General features: G+C 74.4%; 18 protein-coding genes and 1 pseudogene. 10 read left to right on the forward strand and 9 right to left on the reverse strand.

The genetic code is table 11. From position 1 onward, the window contains the following. Positions 1–71: 71 nt before the first annotated feature. Positions 72–1,910, forward strand: a complete 1,839-nt coding sequence (locus QSK22_RS10290) for a glycoside hydrolase family 3 protein (RefSeq protein ID WP_285493830.1) — start codon at positions 72–74, stop codon at positions 1,908–1,910. On the opposite strand, the gene QSK22_RS10295 is transcribed toward QSK22_RS10290, so the two are convergent. Continuing rightward, positions 1,898–2,047, reverse strand: a complete 150-nt coding sequence (locus QSK22_RS10295; protein ID WP_285493831.1) for a hypothetical protein — start codon at positions 2,045–2,047, stop codon at positions 1,898–1,900. The genes QSK22_RS10290 and QSK22_RS10295 overlap by 13 nt on opposite strands. Before the next feature lie 292 nt (positions 2,048–2,339). Here QSK22_RS10295 and QSK22_RS10300 point away from each other — a divergent pair, with 292 nt between their 5' ends. From QSK22_RS10300 to QSK22_RS10315, 4 genes are all read left to right on the forward strand, one after another. Next, positions 2,340–2,819, forward strand: coding sequence for a fluoride efflux transporter FluC (locus QSK22_RS10300; protein ID WP_285493832.1), 480 nt, complete (start codon positions 2,340–2,342; stop codon positions 2,817–2,819). Next, the gene (locus tag QSK22_RS10305) at positions 2,816–3,181 is read left to right on the forward strand and encodes a fluoride efflux transporter FluC (protein WP_285493833.1); all 366 of its coding nucleotides are present in this window, start codon (positions 2,816–2,818) and stop codon (positions 3,179–3,181) included. Before QSK22_RS10300 ends, QSK22_RS10305 begins: the two co-directional genes overlap by 4 nt. 204 nt (positions 3,182–3,385) lie before the next feature. Continuing rightward, entirely contained in the window at positions 3,386–3,889 is a 504-nt protein-coding gene (locus QSK22_RS10310) for a hypothetical protein (protein ID WP_285493834.1), read from the forward strand. Continuing rightward, positions 3,886–4,128 carry a hypothetical protein gene (locus QSK22_RS10315; RefSeq protein WP_285493835.1) on the forward strand — a complete coding sequence of 81 codons (243 nt, stop codon included), beginning with the start codon at positions 3,886–3,888 and terminating at the stop codon, positions 4,126–4,128. Before QSK22_RS10310 ends, QSK22_RS10315 begins: the two co-directional genes overlap by 4 nt. Before the next feature lie 112 nt (positions 4,129–4,240). On the opposite strand, the gene QSK22_RS10320 is transcribed toward QSK22_RS10315, so the two are convergent. Continuing rightward, positions 4,241–5,365 (reverse strand): AAA family ATPase, encoded by a 1,125-nt coding sequence (locus QSK22_RS10320; RefSeq protein WP_285493836.1) that lies wholly within the window; start codon positions 5,363–5,365, stop codon positions 4,241–4,243. Continuing rightward, on the reverse strand, positions 5,352–6,137 hold the full coding sequence (locus tag QSK22_RS10325) for an RNA ligase family protein (protein WP_285493837.1): 786 nt from the start codon (positions 6,135–6,137) through the stop codon (positions 5,352–5,354). The genes QSK22_RS10320 and QSK22_RS10325 overlap by 14 nt, the downstream gene beginning before the upstream one ends. A 110-nt stretch (positions 6,138–6,247) precedes the next feature. Here QSK22_RS10325 and QSK22_RS10330 point away from each other — a divergent pair, with 110 nt between their 5' ends. Then, positions 6,248–7,849 (forward strand): bis-aminopropyl spermidine synthase family protein, encoded by a 1,602-nt coding sequence (locus tag QSK22_RS10330; RefSeq protein ID WP_285493838.1) that lies wholly within the window; start codon positions 6,248–6,250, stop codon positions 7,847–7,849. 229 nt (positions 7,850–8,078) lie between these two features. Here the strand turns inward: QSK22_RS10330 and QSK22_RS10335 are convergent, their stop codons facing one another. Both QSK22_RS10335 and QSK22_RS10340 read right to left on the reverse strand, forming a co-directional pair. Next, on the reverse strand, positions 8,079–9,356 hold the full coding sequence (locus QSK22_RS10335; RefSeq protein ID WP_285493839.1) for a hypothetical protein: 1,278 nt from the start codon (positions 9,354–9,356) through the stop codon (positions 8,079–8,081). 218 nt (positions 9,357–9,574) lie between these two features. Beyond that, a complete protein-coding gene (locus QSK22_RS10340; protein WP_285493840.1) occupies positions 9,575–10,369 on the reverse strand; it encodes a maleylpyruvate isomerase family mycothiol-dependent enzyme in 795 nt (264 codons plus the stop codon). A gap of 382 nt (positions 10,370–10,751) precedes the next feature. Here QSK22_RS10340 and QSK22_RS10345 point away from each other — a divergent pair, with 382 nt between their 5' ends. Continuing rightward, the gene (locus QSK22_RS10345) at positions 10,752–10,883 is read left to right on the forward strand and encodes a MerR family transcriptional regulator (protein WP_502872292.1); all 132 of its coding nucleotides are present in this window, start codon (positions 10,752–10,754) and stop codon (positions 10,881–10,883) included. Positions 10,884–10,967: 84 nt separating this feature from the next. Here the strand turns inward: QSK22_RS10345 and QSK22_RS10350 are convergent, their stop codons facing one another. The 4 genes and pseudogenes from QSK22_RS10350 to QSK22_RS10365 form a co-directional block, all read right to left on the reverse strand. Beyond that, entirely contained in the window at positions 10,968–12,698 is a 1,731-nt protein-coding gene (locus QSK22_RS10350; RefSeq protein ID WP_285493841.1) for an ABC transporter ATP-binding protein, read from the reverse strand. Continuing rightward, positions 12,695–13,762, reverse strand: coding sequence for an ABC transporter ATP-binding protein (locus tag QSK22_RS10355; RefSeq protein WP_352231431.1), 1,068 nt, complete (start codon positions 13,760–13,762; stop codon positions 12,695–12,697). Before QSK22_RS10355 ends, QSK22_RS10350 begins: the two co-directional genes overlap by 4 nt. Continuing rightward, positions 13,654–14,532, reverse strand: a pseudogene (locus QSK22_RS10360) (ABC transporter transmembrane domain-containing protein); the annotation flags it as partial. The pseudogene QSK22_RS10360 and the gene QSK22_RS10355, both read right to left, overlap by 109 nt. 193 nt (positions 14,533–14,725) lie before the next feature. After that, positions 14,726–15,622, reverse strand: coding sequence for an alpha/beta hydrolase (locus QSK22_RS10365; protein WP_285493843.1), 897 nt, complete (start codon positions 15,620–15,622; stop codon positions 14,726–14,728). Positions 15,623–15,718: 96 nt separating this feature from the next. On the opposite strand from QSK22_RS10365, the gene QSK22_RS10370 reads away from it, so the two are divergent. The 3 genes from QSK22_RS10370 to QSK22_RS10380 all read left to right on the forward strand — a co-directional run bounded on the left by QSK22_RS10370 (position 15,719) and on the right by QSK22_RS10380 (position 18,622). Further along, positions 15,719–16,756, forward strand: coding sequence for a helix-turn-helix domain-containing protein (locus QSK22_RS10370; protein ID WP_285493844.1), 1,038 nt, complete (start codon positions 15,719–15,721; stop codon positions 16,754–16,756). Positions 16,757–17,709: 953 nt separating this feature from the next. Next, a complete protein-coding gene (locus QSK22_RS10375; protein WP_285493845.1) occupies positions 17,710–17,925 on the forward strand; it encodes a hypothetical protein in 216 nt (71 codons plus the stop codon). Between the two features lie 10 nt (positions 17,926–17,935). Next, positions 17,936–18,622 carry a cysteine hydrolase family protein gene (locus tag QSK22_RS10380; protein WP_285493846.1) on the forward strand — a complete coding sequence of 229 codons (687 nt, stop codon included), beginning with the start codon at positions 17,936–17,938 and terminating at the stop codon, positions 18,620–18,622. Positions 18,623–18,702: the final 80 nt, after the last annotated feature.

The raw sequence follows: 18,702 nt of genomic DNA on the forward strand, positions 1-18,702 counted from the left end.
CTAGCGTCCCCAAGGGAGCACATGATCATGGTCGTCGGGGGGCGGCCACGCAGCCACCGCAGGGAGCCGTCATGCACCGTCGCCGACGCCTGTCCCTCCTGGCCGCCGCCACCCTGGCCGCCGCCCTGGGCGCCACGCCGGCGGCCCCCGCCCTCGCCGCCCCGGGCCCAGACCCGCAGCTTACGCGGATCATCAAGGCGATGACCCTGGAGGAGAAGGCCGCCCAGCTGTTCGTGCTGCAGGTGTACGGCAAGAGCGCCGACACCGCCGACCCCGCGGACGTGGCCCGCAACCGCCGCCTGTACGGCGTCGACAACGCCGCCCAGCTCATCGCCCGCTACAAGCCCGGCGGCATCATCTACTACGGCGCCGACCCCGCCAACGTCGACAACCCCCGCCAGCTGGCCGCCTTCTCCAACGGCATCCAGCGCGCCGCCCTGGCCCAGCGCGTCCCCGTCCCCGCCCTGATCTCCATCGACCAGGAGGGCGGCATCGTCGCCCGCGTCCAGCCGCCCGCCACCCAGTCGCCGGGCGCCATGGCACTGGCCGCCGGACGCCGCCCCGCCGACGCCCGCACCCTGGCCGCCGTCACCGCACGCGAGCTGCGCGCCATGGGCGTCAACGCCGACTACGCCCCGGTCGCCGACGTCAACGTCAACCCCGCCAACCCCGTCATCGGCGTGCGGTCGTTCGGATCCGACCCGGCCCTGGTGTCGCGCATGGTCACCGCGCAGATCGACGGGTACAGCGCCGGCGGCGTGGCGCCCACCGTCAAGCACTTCCCCGGCCACGGGGACACCCGCACCGACAGCCACACCGGCGTGCCGCAGATCGAGCACACCCGCGAGCAGTGGGAGCGGCTGGACCTGCCGCCGTTCCGCGCGGCCGTCGCACGCGGCGCCGACGCCATCATGACCGGGCACCTGGTCGTGCCCGCCCTCGACCCGTCCGGCGACCCGGCCACCCTGTCGCGGCCCATCCTGACCGGCATCCTGCGCCGGCGGCTCGGCTACCGCGGCGTCATCGTCACCGACGCCCTCGACATGCAGGGCGTGCGCGACAAGTACGGCGACGACCGCATCCCCGTGCTGGCGCTCAAAGCCGGCGCCGACATGCTGCTCAAACCGCCCGCCGACAGCACCGGGGCCGGACTGTTCCCCACCCAGCTGCGCGCCGTGGTCGAGGCCGTCCGCAGCGGCGAGCTGACCGAACGCCGCCTCGACGAGTCCGTCTACCGCGTCCTGGAACTCAAACGCAAGCGCGGCCTGTTCCGCGACCCGTTCGCCGACGAATCCAAGGTCGACCGCATCGTCGGCGCCCCCGCGCACCTTGCCGCCGCCCAGCGCGCCACCGACCGCACCACCACCCTGGTCAAGAACGACGCCGGGCTGCTGCCGCTGCGCCCCCGTCCCCGCAACGTGCTGGTCGCCGGATGGGGCGCCGCCACGACCCGCACCCTCGCCGACGAACTCGCCCGCCGCGGCGCCGCCGCCACCGTGCGCGAAACGGGGCTGAGCCCCACCCGGCAGAGCATCGACGACACCGCCGCCGCGGCCCGCGACGCCGACCTGGTCGTCGCCGTCACCAACCGCGCATGGGACGTCGAACCGTCCACGCCCACCGAACCCCACAACGGGCCCGGGCAGGCCGACCTGGTCAAGGCGCTGGTCGCCACCGGCAAACCCGTGGTGGTCATCGCCGTGCGCGACCCGTACGACATCGCCTACTTCACCGAGGCGCCGACCTACCTGGCCACCTACTCCTACACCGCCGAGGCGCTGCGGTCGGCGGTCAAGGTGCTGTTCGGCGAGCTGGCGCCGTCGGGCAGGCTGCCGGTGACGATCCCGGCGGCCGGCGACTCCGGCCAGACCCTCTACCCGTTCGGCCACGGACTCGGCTACACCCGCTGACCGCCCCGCGAACCGCCCGCCGAGCCGTATGCCGAGCCACCCGCCTCCAGCAGGCCGATCAGCCGGTCGTAGGCCGAACCGCTTCCCTCGCCGTCGGGCGCGGCGGCGTCGCGGTCGTCGGTCCGCGGGTCGGACACGTTCCCTCATGGCACTTAGGGACTTTGCTGAATACGTCACTACGCCGTCGCGCCCGCCGGCGGAGCCGATTTCCGATCTCCCTTCATTAACGGCATCAGACTCCTGCCCTGCACCTTCACTCCCCTGACCCGCCCCGCGGGCCGCTATGCTGGGGCCGGCCCCCGGGGCGCCCCCGGGCCAGCGGTGGTGGGGCCCACCGCCCCCGCCCACGTGCGGGGCAACCGCGTCCATGCGCACAAGGACGCCAACGGTCCCTACCGATGAGATCGCCGCACCGGTAGGAGATCCCGCATGCCCGACATCCGCACCGCCGCGCGACCCGGCCCGCGCACCGACCGGCCCCCCGCACGGCGCCGCGTGCCGTGGACGACCCTGGCGGCCATCTCCGCCGGCGGGGCGGCGGGCGCGCTCGCCCGCCACGGCGTCACCGCGGCCTTCCCCCACGCGCCCGGCGGCTTCGCCTGGGCGACCTTCGCCGTCAACACCGCCGGATGCCTGCTGATCGGGGTGCTCATGGTCGCCATCACCGAAATCCGGCAGGCGCACCGGCTGGTACGGCCGTTCCTGGGCGTGGGCGTGCTCGGCGGATTCACCACCTTCTCCACCTACGTCGTCGACGTCCAGCAGGCTCTGCAGGCCGGCGCGCCCCGCACCGCGCTGCTCGACCTGGCCGCCACCCCCGCCGCCGCGCTGGCCGCGGTGTTCACCGGGGTGCACCTGACGCGCGCCCTGGCCCGCGCGTCCGCCCGCCGCCGCGGGGAGGCGCGGTGAGCGTCCCCGCCGTACTGCTGGTCGCACTCGGCGCCGCGTTGGGCGCGCCGCTGCGGTACCTGGCCGACCGCTTCGTGCAGGACCGCCACGACGGCGTCTTCCCCTGGGGCACCTTCACCGTCAACATCACCGGGTCGGCGCTGCTGGGCTTCCTGGCCGCCCTGCCCGCCGGGCACGGGACGATGGCCCTGGCCGGCACCGGCCTGTGCGGCGCGCTCACCACCTACTCCACCCTCGGCTACGAGACGCTGCGGCTGGCCGAGGACGGCGCCCGCACCTACGCGGTGCTCAACGCCGCCGCCTCTATCGCCGCCGGACTGGGCGCCGCCTACTGCGGCATGGCCCTCGCCCAAGCCGTGTGACCTCGCCCGTCGCCGCGGCGGCGTACGCGCGGGCCCCGGCGTACGCGAAGTCGCGTAGTGCGGATGTAGCCCCACGGACGACGCCCGCGCAGCAACCGGACACCACCATGAACGGGTCAGCCCCCCACGCCCCGAAGGAACGGTTTGATGCCTGCTCCGACGACGAGTCCAGCCCGCCCGCCCCGACCGAGACTGCACGCGGCGGTGGCGCCGTTCCGGCGACGCGTCGAACGCGCCGCTGTGGCGGTGGGCGCCGTGCTCATCGTCTCGGGCCTGTTCCACCTGGTCGTCTTCGCGGTGGACGGCGGACCGTGGGACGGGCCGGTGTCCTGGCGCAAACCGGTCACCTTCGGGCTGTCGTTCGGCCTGACGCTGATCACGGTGACCTGGGTCGCCACCCACCTGCCGCTGGGCGAACGCGCCCGCGCCGTGCTGCTGGGCGTGCTGACGGCCGACTGCGTCGTCGAGGTCGGCGGGATCACCCTGCAGGCCTGGCGGGGCGTGCCGCCCCACCTCAACCGGGAGACGCCGTTCGACTCGGCGGTGTCGACGGTGCCGGCGGCCGGAGGCGGCGTGCTCATCGTGGTGCTGACCGCCATGGCCGTCGCCGCCTTGCGGCCCAACCCGCGCGTCACCCCCAGCATGCTGCTGGCGATGCGCGCCGGGTTCGCGACGCTGATGGCCGGGCTCGCCCCGGCGCCGCCATGATCGCCCGCGCGGTGATCGAGGCGTCGGCGGGCCACCAGCAGGAGGCCTACCGGGTGGCCGGCTTCCTCAAGCCCGTCCACGCCGTCAGCCTGCACGGCGTGCTGGTGCTGCCCGCCCTTGCCGCCCTGCTGTCGCCGACCGGCTGCAACGAGGCGCGCCGCACACGCGCGGTCGCGGCCGCGTCGGCCGCCTACGCCCTCGCGATCGCCGCGGCCCTGGCCTACTCCCTGCTGCGCTGACCCCCGGCACGCCGCAGGCCGCCGGGGATCGGGCCGTCGGCGTCACATCACGCCGCGGCCGACGCCCCCGACGCCGTCGCCGCGCCACGGCTTCGGCATGCTCAAACCCGCTCTACGCCGTCGACAGCCAGCGCACCCGGTGGGCCTCGGTGGGGTCGGGCGTCTCCCACCGGTCCACCAGCCGGGAGATCACCGCGTCGGGAACCGGGACGGGACGGCCCCGGTTGCGTGCGCGCAGCACGTCCGGCGGCGCCTCCAGCGCCACCAGCTCGATCCGGCCCCCGTACCGCGCGATCAGGCCGGTGCACTGCTCGCGGAGCATGCGCGAGACGTTGGTGGCGTTCCACACGAACGACCGGCCCGCCCGCAGATGCTCGCGGGCCTGCTCGTGCGCCGCGGCCACCACCCGGCGCTGGTCCCCGGCCGGGTCCACGCCCAGCTCCACGCGCAACCGGTCCAGGCTCACCACCGGCAGGCCGGGACGGTGCCGCTCGATCCAGTGGTCCTTGCCGACCCCGGGCAGGCCCGACAGCACCGTGACGTCCACGCGCGTGTCGTCGTAGGCGGCGTAGTCGGGGTCGCGGCCGGGCTTGCGGAAATACCAGAACCGGGCGTGGTCGGAGGGGAAGAGGCGCGGCCGGTCCAGGCAGCGCTGCTCGGCGCAGTACTCCTCGTACAGCGCGATGTTGTCCAGCACCTCCCGGGTGTCGCCGCAGACGCGGCCGAGGATGTCGGCGGTGGCCAGCAGCACCAGGTCGTCGTTGCGCGCCAGCAGGCTCGCCCGGAAGGCGATCGGCTGCAGGTCGGGACGCTCCAACGCCCAGAACGGGGCCTGGTGGTGACGCACCAGCGCCGCCACGTGCTCGCGCCAGGCGATCGGCGCGCCCAGCTCCCACAGAATCCGCCGCACCATCACATCGCCGCGCCGCGAATGCCCGTGCGCGGTGATGCGGCCGTCGGCGCCGACCTGCGTGCAGTGCGGCTTGGCCACGTCGTGCAGCAGCACGGCCGCAAACAGCCGGACCCGCTCATCGGCCGGGCGGGCGCGCCAACGCGGCAGGCCGGCCAGCGCCTCGCACGCCATCCGCGTGTGCGTCTCCACGTCACCCTCGCCGTGGTGCACCGTGTCCTGTGGGACGCCCGCCATGCGGCGCACCCAGTCGAACGCCTCGCGGATGCGAGGCCACGGCACCGTCCAGTGCGGCGGCGCCGGGCACAGCTCCTCAAAGACCCGCATGCATCACCTCCGGGTCGGCCAGGCCGTTGGCGACGATCGGGCGGTCCTGCCAGTGCGAACCGGAGTCCAGGATGGTCGTCAGGAAACTGGCCCGCACCCACTTGAAGCGGCCCACCGTGCGGCCGTCCTCCTCCACCTTGATGTAGAGGCCCTCCATGTGCTCGGAGCCGTCGGTCTCGGCCTCGACCCGCGCCGGGTCGGCTCCGCACGCCAGCGCCGCCTCGCGCAGGGCGTCCCTCCAACGCGGCGTACGGCACGTGGACGGCCCCAGCAGCGCCGTCAGCGCCGACAGGTGCTGCAACGGCCCGGTGTGCAGGACGGGCACCGGCACGACGGGCGCGCCGTCGAGCAGTTCACGGCGGCGCTGCGTGGACAGGAATGTCCCGTCGCGCGTGTCCAGGACGTCGAACTCGCAGAAGTAGTGGGGGAGCGCGTCGTAGAACATGGTGTGCTTGGCGTACAGCCACTCCCCGTACAGCACGTAACGGTCGCGCAGGCGCGGCCACAGCACCTGCTGCACCGACGCCGCCCACGCCTTGAGCGGCCCGAACTGCCGTTCGCGCGGCCCGCCGGTCAAAAAATGCCCCCGGCTCTGCAACCGCAGCTCCCCGCCGGGAGTGAAGCTGATGCCCGCGTTCGCCCCGTCCAGCTTCTCCTCCACCACCAGGTACCGCCCGGCGATCTCGCCGAACGGGACGGCGGCCACGTCGTGGTCGCCGGGCTGCAACCGGGACCCTTCGATATGAGGAGTACGGGGATACTTGCGGATCACGGCGACCGTTCTACCGGACCCCCGACGGCCGCCCAACCGAATTTCCCCCTCTGCAGGGCTCGTACAACGCACCTGCGCGACCGTCCGGACGGTGCCGGTAGCATTTGCGGGTGGGCGAAGGGGGAGCACCGGGGCTGCCGGTCGCCGCCGACATCGACCCCAGGCGTGCGCACACCGCGCTGAGCCTGCTGGCCGACCGGCGATGGTGGACACTGGCCGATCTGATCCGCGCGACGGCCGCGCCCAGGCGGTCGGTGGAGTCCCTGCTGGCGGCGCTGTCCCTGGAACACGCCGGCGACGGCCGGTTCCGCCTCACCCCCGAGCAGGCCGAACAGATCACCGGGGCCCTGCGTACCGGGCACCGCCCCCTCGAACCCGCCGACCCGGTGGCGCACCTGCTGTCCGAGCACGCCGCCGTGGTGGAGCGGATGGACGCGCTCATCAGGCGGGCGCCGCGCGGCCGGCACGTCCTCGACCACGTCGCCGCCACACCCGACACCGTCGTGCGGCGGGCGCTGCTGCTGGGCGCCCGGTTCTGGCTGCCGGGCACGCGGCTGCTGTGCGTGGGCGACCACGACCTGACCTCGCTGGCCGTCGGCATGATCCACCCCGGCGTGGAGAGCACCGTCGTGGACGTCGACGAGCGCATCCTGGCCTACATCGACGCGTGCGCCGCCGACCTGGGCGTCAACGTGCGGACCCGCTGGGCCGACCTGCGGCTGGGCCTGCCGCCGTCGGCCGCCGCGCACGCCGACCTGGCCGTCACCGACCCGCCCTACACGCCCGAGGGCGTCGGGCTGTTCGTGGCCCGCGCGCTGGAGGGGCTGCGCGACCACGCACGCGGCCGGGTGCTGCTGGCCTACGGGGCCAGCGACCGCACCCCCATGCTCGCGTTGAAGGTGCAGAACGCCCTGCGCGACCTCAATCTCGTCACCGAGGCCGTCTACCCCGACTTCAACCGGTACTTCGGCGCCGAGGCCATCGGCTCGGCCGCCGACCTGTACCTGCTGCGCCCCACCGGCAAGAGCCTGCCCGCCGCCACCGCCCGCGCCGAACGGTTCAGCACCGCGATCTACACCCAGGGCCCGCAGGCCGTCGAATCCCGGGCGGCGCTGCGGCTCACCACCGACGACCTGGCCGACCTGCAGCCCGGCGTGCTGGTGGGGGACTGGCCCAAGCAGATCCTTCCACGCGTGCCCAGGGCCCGGCTGACGACCTGGCTGGCCAAACCGTACGCGGCGGCCGTCCGGCACGCCGCCGTCGCGCTGCCCCCGGGCCTGGAACCGGCGCTGGTGCGCACGCTGCTGGCCACGCGAGCCGAGCACGTGCGGGTGTTCCTGGCCGAACCGCCGGACGACCTGCCGGACGCCGCCGCGCTGCTGCGACCGGTGTACGAGCTGACCGCCCGCGGCCCGGTGGTGGACGCGGTGCGCACGCCGCCCGCCGCCGGCGACGACACCGCCCGCATCCTGCGCGCGATCATGGACCGGGCGCACGGGAAGATCGCCAACGCCTGGCGCGACCAGCTGACCGCCCTGCACGGCCTCACCAAACGGCAGGCCCGTACCGTGGTCGCCGACACCGCGCCGTGGGCCCGCGACGTCACGCCGCTGGAGCTGCCGGCGCACCGCCTGCGCGCGCTGCCCGACGCCGTCCGCGCCTCGCTGCGGGCGGCGCAGACCGCCGCCGCGGCACCGGCGGCCGGGCCGTAGGCAGCGCTGCCCGGTCGGCCCGCTTGCACGTCAGCGGCTGCGGCACCCGCGCCGCGTGGAAAGGTTCGCGATCCGGGCGGCGGGGCACGTCGCGCCCGGGGCGGTCAGGCCGAGCGCCGACAGCCGCTCGGGGGCGGCCAGGACGTCCAGCGCGACGATCCGCCCGTCGCGGACCGTGCAACTTACCGGGAACGGGCGGCCGCGCGTCGAGGTGACCGGGGCGGCGCGTTCACGACGGCGATTCGGCCAGACGGCGGCAAGCGTCGCGGTCGTGCGGCAGCCCGACCTGCTCGAACGCAAGGCGGGCGTTGCCGTTCCCGGCGTCCCACAGCTGTTCGTTGTCCACCAGCGCGCGCAGGTAGGCGCGCTGCGCGTCGGTGAGGCGAGCGGGCGGCGCGGGCGGGTCCCCGGGGGAGGGGAACGCCGCGGCGAGCAGACGCCCCCAGTCCCAGTCGGCGCACATCGGGCTGGTGACCTTGGCGATCGCGACGGCGGCCGGCAGCAGCCGCTCGAAGTCGGCGACGCGGCGCAGCGCCGCGTCCAGCAGGGCGAACCGCACCCGCGCCCGGATCTGCGGCGGCCGGTCGGTGAACCACTCGTCCGCCTCGGCCGGACGGCGCAGCGCGCTCAGCAGCTCCTCTACCGCCGCCTCGTCCTGGGCCAGCGTCGGCGCGAGCGCCGCGCACGCCCGCACCGCCGGGTCGGGATCGGCCAGGTAGCCGCGCGGCTCCTCGCCCAGGTATCCCAGCGACAGCACGAGCGCGGCCCGCTCGTCCCGGTGGACGGCGCGCCGCGCGGCCTGCTCCACCTTCGCGGCGACCGCGCCGCGGCGGCCGCGCAGCCCCGGCAGCGCCAGCAGGGACGAGGCCGCGTCGACCGCGTTGACCCGCACCCGCGCATCGCCGTCGGTGAACGCGGCCTCGACCGGCGGCAGCAGGGCCTCGGCCGCGGACCGGATCTCCAGCACCACCCGCGCCATGATCGCGTCGGTGGCGTCGGCGATCAGCTCCGGGTCGAGCTCGGGGACGTCCTGGTCACCTGCGGAGTCGTCGCAGGTGCAGTCCTCGTCGTAGGCGCAGTCGCAGTCGCCGTCGAGCATCGCGTCCCAGGCCACCCGGACGGCCTCCTCATCGACGCCCGGAGGGAAGGCCGCCGCGTGCAGTTCGTCGTCGCCGATCTCGGGCCGCCCCGCCTCGGCGACCCGTCCGAGGAACCGCAGCAGCATGGCCCGCAGCGGCTGGCCGTCGGCGATCGGCGCGTCGGCCGCAGGATCGGCCAGCACACCGGCCACCACCAGCGCCGTCGGCGCCGTCACCGCCCAGGGCGTGCCCTGGTGGAGCACCGCGCCCCACAGGTGGTCCACCGCCTCACTGCGCGCCGCCGCGTCTTCGCCGGTCAGCGCCCGCAACTGGTCCGGCGTGTCGTTCGCCGCGCCGTAGGCGTGGAACAGACGCCCCCAGTCGACGTCCGTGACAGCGTCCCAGCCGATGGCCATGCGCCCCGTCATCCCTCAGCCCCTGGTGAAAGCTCGTGCAGAACCCAGGAGCGTACCAAGATCCACAGCGGGCCCCGGCACCGCGGTGGGCTTCGCCGCCGAAGGCCGCCGGCTCACGCAGACGGCGGCCGCAGCAGGCCGACGCAGCAGGCCGACGCCCGCGGGGAACGGGCCGGTCGGACACGCCGTGCGAACGTCACACCCTCGCCGGGGACGCCGCCGCGTTCACCTCATGCCTCCAGCCAGAAACCGGTGCGCGTCAGCCACAGGTCGAGCAGGTCCGAGTCGCCGCTTACCTCGACGTGAGGGGCAGGCCGCCGGTAGAGGAACAGCAGCAGCTCCTTCACCGGTCCGCGCACCACCACCGCGGGCTCGACGGACGAGCCGTCGCCGTCGCGTTGCCACGTCGGCCGGGCACCGCTGAGGTCGACCAGCCACCGTGTCGCCGCGTCCGCCTCGAAACGCAGCGTGCGGCCGGGGCCGAGCAGGCCCGGTGCGTCCGGCGCGGGCTCGTACGCCTCGGGGACCGTGGAGAACTCCATCCATTCCGCCACGCCGTCGAGCGCGACGTCGTCGTCGAGTTCGTACTCCGCCCCGGCGGTCAGCGCAGCGTCGGCCCGGTGCACGGCGGTCTCGTGCGTCATGCGGCGCGCCCAGAACAAGGTGGTCCGGCAGTCGGTGTCGGACGGGTTCCACACGGTGACGTCGGGTCCGGCTGCGCGCAGGGCCGCGGCCAGCCGGGAGGCGCCCTCGGCGAGCCAGACGTCCAGCACGGCTCCGTCCTCGGCGGTATAGCCGGCGAGGTCGTTGGCCTGCTCGTCGGAAACGGGGTCGGTGGCCCTGGTCCGCACGACCGTGTCGGCCCACCGGTGGTCACCACCGACGTGCCGCAGCAACTGGCCGAGGTTCCATCCCGGGCAGGTGCGCACGGGAGCGGTCATGTCCGCGCCTTCGACGTGCGCTCTCAGCAGATCGGTCTGGGCGACGATCTCCTCGCAGTAACGATCGAACGTCAGTGAGGCCACCGGCCGATGCTATTGATCAAAGCAGTCTCACGGCCAGCGATCTAGACGGCGACGGCACCTGGACACCGACCACGTCACCGGACGCACCCGGACGCGCAGGGCAGTGGTGGCCGCCACCGTGCAGCCGGTCGTCGGGTGCGGGCGGTGCGGAGGCCGAAGAGTCGGAACCGTCCCGCCGTGCTGCCAGCCGAGTGGAGCGCGGGAGAGCATGCTCCCGGCGGCGCCCGGAGAGGCGTGCTTCGGGGGTAGTGTCCGGGTGGGTTTTGAGAGTTCGATGCGATATTGGCAGGAGCACGGGACGAGCCCCCACGGCACTAAGCGACTCAGTCCGGTTGACCCGGCACACGAGCACGGCCTGTCATCGCCTCGCTGATCGTGCGAGGTGCGGGCGGCCGGTGGGCTGGAGCCGCTGGAGGCCGCCCTGCGCGACTGGCACGCCCGGCTGTCGGCCCACGGGCGCGCGATGCCGACCGGGGCCGCCGCACTGGAGGCCTACCTCCGCGAACGCGGATGACGGCAGGCGCCGCCGGCATGCCGACGGTCCGGCCGGGGCCGCGACCGGTCGGGATCACGCACCGCGGTCGCGTCCCGGCCGGTATCAGCCGGCGGTGCCCGGCCCGACCGCCGCCGATGTCAGGGAGACCTGCCAGAAATCGGCGTAACGGCCGCCGCGGCGCAGCAGTTCCTCGTGGGTGCCTTCCTCCGCGATCCGGCCGCCGTCCAAAAAGACGATGCGGTCGGCACGCTGGACGGTGCGCAGCCGATGCGCCACCATCACCACCGTCCGGCCCGCCATCAGCCGCTCGATGCCCTCGTGCACGGCCGCCTCGTTCACCGGGTCGAGCGCGGAGGTCACCTCGTCCAGCAGCACGATCGGCGCGTCCTTCAGCAGCGCGCGGGCGATCGAGACGCGCTGGCGCTCACCGCCCGACAGCCGCGCACCGCCCTCGCCGACGTTCGCCGCCCATCCTCCGGGCAGCCGCTCGACCACTTCGTCCAGCCGCGCCGCGGCCGCCGCCGCCCGCACCTCGGCCTGGTCGGCGTCGGGACGGCCGAGCCGCACGTTCTCCTCGATCGTGCCGTCGAACAGGTAGACGTCCTGGAAGACGACGGCGATCTGCTCCATCAGCACCTCGGTGCCGATGGAGCGCACATCCACGCCGCCCACGCGCACCGCGCCCGCGTCCACGTCGTAGAACCGCGCCAGCAGCTGCAGCAGGGTGCTCTTGCCCGCGCCCGACGGTCCGACGACGGCGAGCCGCTGCCCCTGCGGCACGGAAAGCGACACGTCCTCGAGCACGGTGCGGCCGCCGTGCCGGAAGGTGACCGACTCCAGCTCCAGGCCATGGCCTACCGGCCGGACCGGTTCGGCAGCCTCCGGCAGCGGCTCGGTGCGCAGCACAGCGTCGAGTCTGGCCAGCTCGGCGCGGACGACGCGCAGTTTGCCGCCGATCTCCGCCAGCGACAGCAGCGGATCGGCGCAGCGGGCCGCCAGCACCAGGACCGCCAGCAGTTCCGCCGCTCCGATGTCCCCGCCCAGCGCGAGATGGGCGCCCAGGACCAGCAGCACGGTGAACACCGCCTGCACCGTGAGCGTCAGGCCCACAACGCCCGGCAGCGCCGACAGCAGGCTCCGGCGGGACGCGCGGTGCAGTTCCCGCAGCGAGTCGTCGAGCAACCGGAAGCGTTCGACGGTCCGGCCGCCTGCCCGCAGCACCGGCTGCGCCTGGAGATACTCGACGACCCGCGCGGTGGCCTCCCGGTCGCGTTCGGCGCGTTCGGCGTCGGCTGCGGCCATCGAGCGTCCCGTCCAGACGTGGATCGCCGCCACGACCGGTGCGGCGGCCGACGCCGACAGCCCCATGCGCCAGTCGTAGACGAGCATGACGGCGACGACCGTCAGGGGGGTCACGCTGGCGGAGATGAACGGCGACAGCAGATGCGCGATCACGCTCATCGCCTGCAGGACGCCGCGGCCGGCCAGGACCGACACCTCTCCGACGCGGCCCGCGGCGTACCAGCCGAGGGGCAGGCGGGCCAGGTGGTCGCCGAGCCGGTGGTACATGCCCCGCAGGAGGGTCGTGCCGACGCGGAAACCGGATAGGTTGCTGACGTAGCGCAGCACCGCGTACACCGCGACCGCGGCGCCGAACGCGACCAGCCAGGGCCGGGCGTCGCCGGGGGTGCCGCCGAACAGTTCCCGCAGCATGGGGACCAGCAGGGCGTAGGACGCCCCCTCGGCCACCGCGGTCACCGTCATCAACGCCACGGTGCGGCGGACCGGCCGGGCGTACTGGTGTCCCAGCACCCGCAGCAGCATTCGGATCATCGGGACTCGTCTCCTCGCAGTGCGCCGCCGGCGGGTCCGCCCGCGTCGGCGGCCGCCGACCAGTGGGATCGCCAGAACGCGGCGAACCTGCCGTTGCGTGCCGGCAGTTCGGCGGGTCCGCCGCGCTCGACGATCGACCCGTTCTCCAGCATCACGACGGTGTCGGCGGCGGCGACCGTCTCCAGGCGGTGCGCGATGACCAGGATCGTGCGCTCGCCCTTGAGCGTCGCCAGGACCCGGCGCACCGCCTGTTCGGTGTGCGGGTCGGCGAATGCGGTGGCCTCGTCCAGCACCAGGACGGGCGCGTCGGTGAGCAGCGCGCGGGCGATCGCGATGCGCTGCGCCTCGCCGCCCGACAGCCCGGCCTCCTGACCGATCACCGTGTCGTATCCGCGCGGCAGCTTAAGGATCCGGTCGTGGATGTTCGCCAGCCGGGCGGCGCGGACCACCTCGTCGAGGCCGGCGTGCGGTACCGCCAGCGCGATGTTGTCGGCGACCGACGCGCGCAGCAGACGAACGTCCTGGAACACGAAGGAGACCGTCCGGTACAGGTCCCGGGTGGCGATCTCGCGCAGATCGACACCGCCGAGCAGCACCGAACCGCGGGTCGGGTCGAAGAACCGCGGCAGCAGTTGCACCAGTGTGGATTTGCCGCTTCCCGACGGGCCGACGACCGCGGTGACCGTGCCCGGTTCGAGCACCAGGTCGATGCCGCGCAGCACCTCGCGTCCGGGGTCGTAGCCGAAGTGGACGCCGCGCAGCTCCACCCGGTGCCCCTGTGGCGCGACCGGGTGCGCGGGCTCGGGCAGCGACGGCACGGCGAGCACGTCGCGGATCCGGCCGACGGCGCGCCGTGCGGCCTGCAGGTCGTCGAAGCCGTGGCCCAGGCCGCCACCGGGGCGGTCAGTCCCAGCCCGAGCAGCAGGAACGGCAGCAGGTCGGCGGGGGCCATGCCCCCGGCGGTGATCAGGCTGGCGCCGCCGATGAGCACGACCAGCAGCACGAACGGCGGTGACAGCGCCAGTTGCATGCCCGCGGCGATGGCGGAGACACCGCGCACCCACCGGGAGAACACCGCGACGAAGTCGTCCACGGCCGTGCGGAACCTGCGGTGGGCGCGCTGCGCTCCGCCGAACGCCTTGACCACCGCGATGCCTTCCACGAACTCGACGGCCGCATTCGAGATCCGCCCGAGGGCCCGGTCGAACTCCTGCTGCTCACGCAGCCGGGCCGGGGTCATCATCAGCGGGACCAGCGCCAATGCCAGCACCACCGGCACCAGCGTGATCAGCGTGAGCCGCCAGTCGACGGTGAACAGGTAGGCCAGCGACACCAGCGGCACCACGAACGCCGACACCAGTTCGCTGGGAGAGTGGGCGATGAACGGGTGCACGGCGCTCACGTCCTCACCCACGATTTTCGCCAGCTCGCCCGTCCGGCGGTGGAACAACCAGCCGATCGGTACGCGCCCCAGCCGCTCGGCCAGCCGCCGGCGGAACGACAGTTGCACCCGGCCGTCGAGCATGTGCCCCAGGCCCGACGATGCGGCCGTGAACAGCAGCCGGACCAGCAGGCCGGCCGCACCCGCGAGCACGACCAGCCGCACATGGCCGTGATCGATCGGGCCGGGCGACAGCAGGGCGCGTCCCAGTTCGACGACCGCCAGCAGCGGCGCCAGACCCGCGACGGCGCCGATCACCTGCAGGATCATGATGGCGGTGAAGCTGCGGACATACGGCCGCAGCAGCCCGGCCGGGCTCGGTCCCGCCGCGGACTCGGCATCCGGCGGCGGTGCGTGCAACTGCCTCGCCTCGGTGAGGTCGGTGGCGGTCATCGCCCTCCCGTCTTCGTCGATCTCGTTGCGGCCGGGCCCGTGGCCGGGCCGATGGTCGCCCTTGCGAGCGGTGCCGCCCGGCGGGCGGCGTCGCCCGCCGGGCGGAGCCGGCCAGGGCCGTGCCTCCGGCCGTCCGGTCGGCACGGGCCTTGCGGACGGCCGGACAACAGCGGCCTGGCCGGACTGGGAGTCCTCACCTGCTGAGAGCGCGGCGCAGGGCCCCGGCGAGTTCGCTGATCTGCCGCTGCGACACCTCCGCCGACAGGATCGCCTGCGATCCGTGGAAGGTGCCGGGCCACTGGTGCAGCTCGACCGAGACGCCCGCCTGCAGCAGGCGCAGGGCGTAGTCGATGCCCTCGTCGCGGAGCGGGTCGAACTCCGCGGTGGCGATGTAGGCGGGCGGCAGCCCGGACAGGTCCGCGGCCCGCGCCGGGGCGGCGTAGGGCGTGGCGGGCTCGGACCCCAGGTAGTGCCGCCATGTGGTGGCGAGCTTGTCGCGGGTCATCCAGGGCGTGTCGGTGAAGTTGCGCGCCGACCACGTCTCCTGCCGGTCGTCCAGCTCGGGCTGGTTGAGCAGCTGGAAGCAGATCGGCGGGCCCTGCTCGTCGCGCGCCCGCAGCGCCACCGCCGCCGCCAGGCCCGCGCCGGCGCTGTGGCCTCCGACCGCGATGCGCTCCGGGTCGACGCCCAGCTCGGCCGCGTGCTCGGCCGTCCAGGTCAGCGCGGCGTAGGCGTCGTCGAGGGCGGCCGGGAACCGGTTCTCGGGGGCGCGGCGGTAGTCCACCGAGACCACCACCGTGCCGGCGCCGTGCGCCACCCGGGTGGCCCACGGGTGCTCGGTGTCCAGATCGCCCATGACGAACCCGCCGCCGTGCAGCCAGACGATGGCGCCCCGGGCCTGGTGCGGCCGGTAGATCCGCACCGGCACGTCCGGCGCGGCGGGCACCGTGCGGTCCTCGATCCGCATGTCCGAGGTGTCCGCCGGCGGCGCCGCACCGGACAGTTCGGCCAGGTTCTTGCGTGCGGCGACCGGGTCGGTCAGGTCGGCCGGGGGGAACAGCGGGATGAACGCTTCCAGTTCGGGATCCATGCCTGCCATCCTCGCCGCCGCCGCACCGGAGATCATCCGCCACATGTCGGGCATCCCGCCCGGATCGCGCACCGATCGGCGCCTATCCTCGTCGCCATGGAGGCACTGGCCCTACGGTTGTCCCAACTGGACGCGCACGCCGAAGGCGCGATCCGCGTCGTCATGTTCTACGACACCCTGATGCGCCGGCGGGTGGACCTGCCGGCCCTCGCCCGGGCCTCGGCGGTCCTGGCCGAGTGCGTGGCCGGGATCCGGCTCCACGGCACCGGCCAGGTGATCCGCATGTCGCCCGACGGCACTCAGGCCGCCGCCCCGGCGGCACCGGCGTCCACCACGGCAACGATCACCCTCGACGACGAAGAGATCGGCGCGGTGTGGCTGGAGCGTCCCGCCCCGCCCGGCGCGCTCGACCAGTTGCTGCTGGACCGGCTCGCCATCGCCGCCGCGGCGGTCGTCGAACGGTACGGCCCGGCCCGCACCACCATGGCCGACCCCGCCCTGGTCGAACTGGCGATCAGCGCGGACGCCGACGAGGCCGCCCGGGCCCGGGCGCTGCGCCTGCTGGGTTTCGCCGCCGATCTGCCGGTGCGCGTCGTCGCCGTACGCTCGTCCGTCCCGCTCGACCGGATCGGCGGCCTGATCTCCCCGAACCGGCCGGTGAAGGCGGCCCCGCTCGCCGACGTCGGCGTCCTTTTGACCACCGCCCTGGACCCCTCCCGGTTCCCCGCGGACGCACGCGCCGGCATCGGCACCGCCGGTGCCCCTGACCGGTCCTGGCAGCAGGCCCGTACCGCCCTCCGCTTCACCACCCCGCGCCGGCCCGTCGTCCGCTACGACGCCCTGGGGGCACTGGCGCTCCTGGCCGAGATACCTCCCGACACCGCACGGGCCAACGCCGACGTCGCCGCGATCAGCCGCCTCGCCGCCGACCCCGACGACCTGCAGACCCTTGACGCCTACTGCGCCACCGGCTCCCTGCGCCAGGCCGCCGACCTCCTGCACCTCCACCACAGCAGCATCGCCCGCCGCCTCGAACAGATCGGCAAGGCCCTCGGCATCGAACTCACCCAACCGGCCGGACTGACACGAGCCAGGCTCGCCCTCACCACATGGCGGCTGCTCAACAGCGACTGAGCACCCCGCCGCCTCGGGCCCGGGGCCGGGAGCGGTCGGCAACATCAGGATCTTTTCGCTGGTGAATGGGTGTTGCCCCCAATGGTGGCCGCCGCATCGATCGCCCATGGTGGAACAGAGCCCGGCAGAGCCCATCTCCTGTCCGACCCGCGTCACCGGCGGTCGGGTCCGCGGCCCGAATCCTGCGGCCGACCGCCGGTGATGCCACCCGCCCCGGGCCCGAAGGGAGGCTCGCACGGTGACGGTGAGCGGCGCCCCGCACGGCACGGCCGGCGGCTGTGAGCCAGACGGCGCGGCCGCCCGGCAGGTCCGCGGGACGGCGGCGGCATCGTGGGGACGGCCGTCATCCCGCAGGGCCACCGGCCACCGGGCCGGACCACATGATGGAGGATCTACCGGCCCGGCCGTGTGCCCAGGCCCGTCCTCGGGAAAAGTCGCTGGCCAGAGGCGGGCTGCTGCCATCCGTGCCGGGTCGGCTCGTCACCGGACCGGCCCCATCACCGTCGTCCCCGCCCCGGCCCGCGCCACCATCCGCGGCCCGGCCTCGCCGCCGCGAGGGCACTGGTCGCACCCACCGTGGACAGATCACCGGAACCGACCGACCCAACGGAGGCCGCCGATGCCGCCCCAGCCCCGTGACCACCCGTCCGGCGTGCAGGCACTGCGTGAACGCCTGCTCGGGCGGCCGCCGCGGCACGGCTCGCCCCAGCCGAGCGCGCCCGGCCGCGCGCCCGGAGCACACTCATCTTCCGGCTGCGCCTTGGCGGCCGCCGCCGGAGCCGTGCCAGGACTCTTCCGTTCCCGGTCGATTCCCCCTCCACCAGCCCGCCGCCGTGCGGAATGCCGGCAATGACACGACTGCGGCGCACAGCAAAGGGGATCAATGCCGGACACGTTCCCATGCGTGTCCATGACGCCGCTGCGCGTCACCGGCCACGAGGGGAGGAAGGACCATGACCGGGGGCCTTGCGGCGGGCGGCGTCGCCGTCGGCGGGCACGCCGCAGCCGACGTCGGACCCGTTCGGCGCGGGCCCGCCGCCGGGCGTGGTCACGACCAGGCCCACCTGCACCGCCACTTCCGCCGGACGTTCGCCGCACCGCCCGGGCAGTTCGCCCGTGCGCGACGGGCGTGCAACGACGTACAAGAACGCCTGGCCGACGAGCCGTAACGTGCGCAGGGTGATCAAGGAGACTGCTGCCGGGCCGGTCCCCGGCGACGAGCACACCCGACCGCATTTCACCCGCGCCGCCCTGCTGACGATCGACATGCAGGCCGACTTCGTGTCCGGCCCGCACGCGGTGCCCGGCACCGAACGGATCGCTCCGGCGGTGGCCAGGCTGGCGCGCGCGTTCCGGGACGCCGGACGGCCCATCGTGCATCTCGTCCGGCTCTACCTGCCCGACGGCGGCAACGCCGACCTCTGCCGCCGCTCGCTCATCGCCTCCGGAACCCGCCTGGTCGTCCCGCATTCGCCGGGCTCCCGCCTGGCCGACGGTCTGACCCCGGCGGACGCCGCGCCCCTCGACCCCGAGCGGCTGCTGTCGGGCGCGGCGCAACGGCTCGCCGACGGCGAGCACGTCATCTACAAGCCGAGGTGGAGCGCCTTCTACCGCACCCCGCTGCAGCGGCATCTCGCCGATCTCGGCGTGGACACGCTGGTCGTGGCCGGTTGCAACTACCCCAACTGCCCGCGGGCGACGATCTACGACGCCAGCGCCCGCGACTACCGGCTGGTGCCCGCCGAAGACGCCACCTCGCGTTTCGGCGAGCACGCCCGGGGGGAGATGACCGGGATCGCCGCCTGGTGCCTGACCGTCCCCACGATCGAACGGCTTCTTCGCGCCGAGTGCGGGGCGGCCGCATAAGGGGCCGCACCTGCTGCTGGAGTACCCGCAGTCCCCGGCAGCCCCCGCCAGGGCGACGGCATGGGGCTGCAGGTCGGCAC

The organism is Actinomadura sp. NBRC 104425 (assembly GCF_030269545.1).
In the GTDB taxonomy this organism is placed as follows: Bacteria; Actinomycetota; Actinomycetes; order Streptosporangiales; family Streptosporangiaceae; genus Spirillospora; species Spirillospora keratinilytica.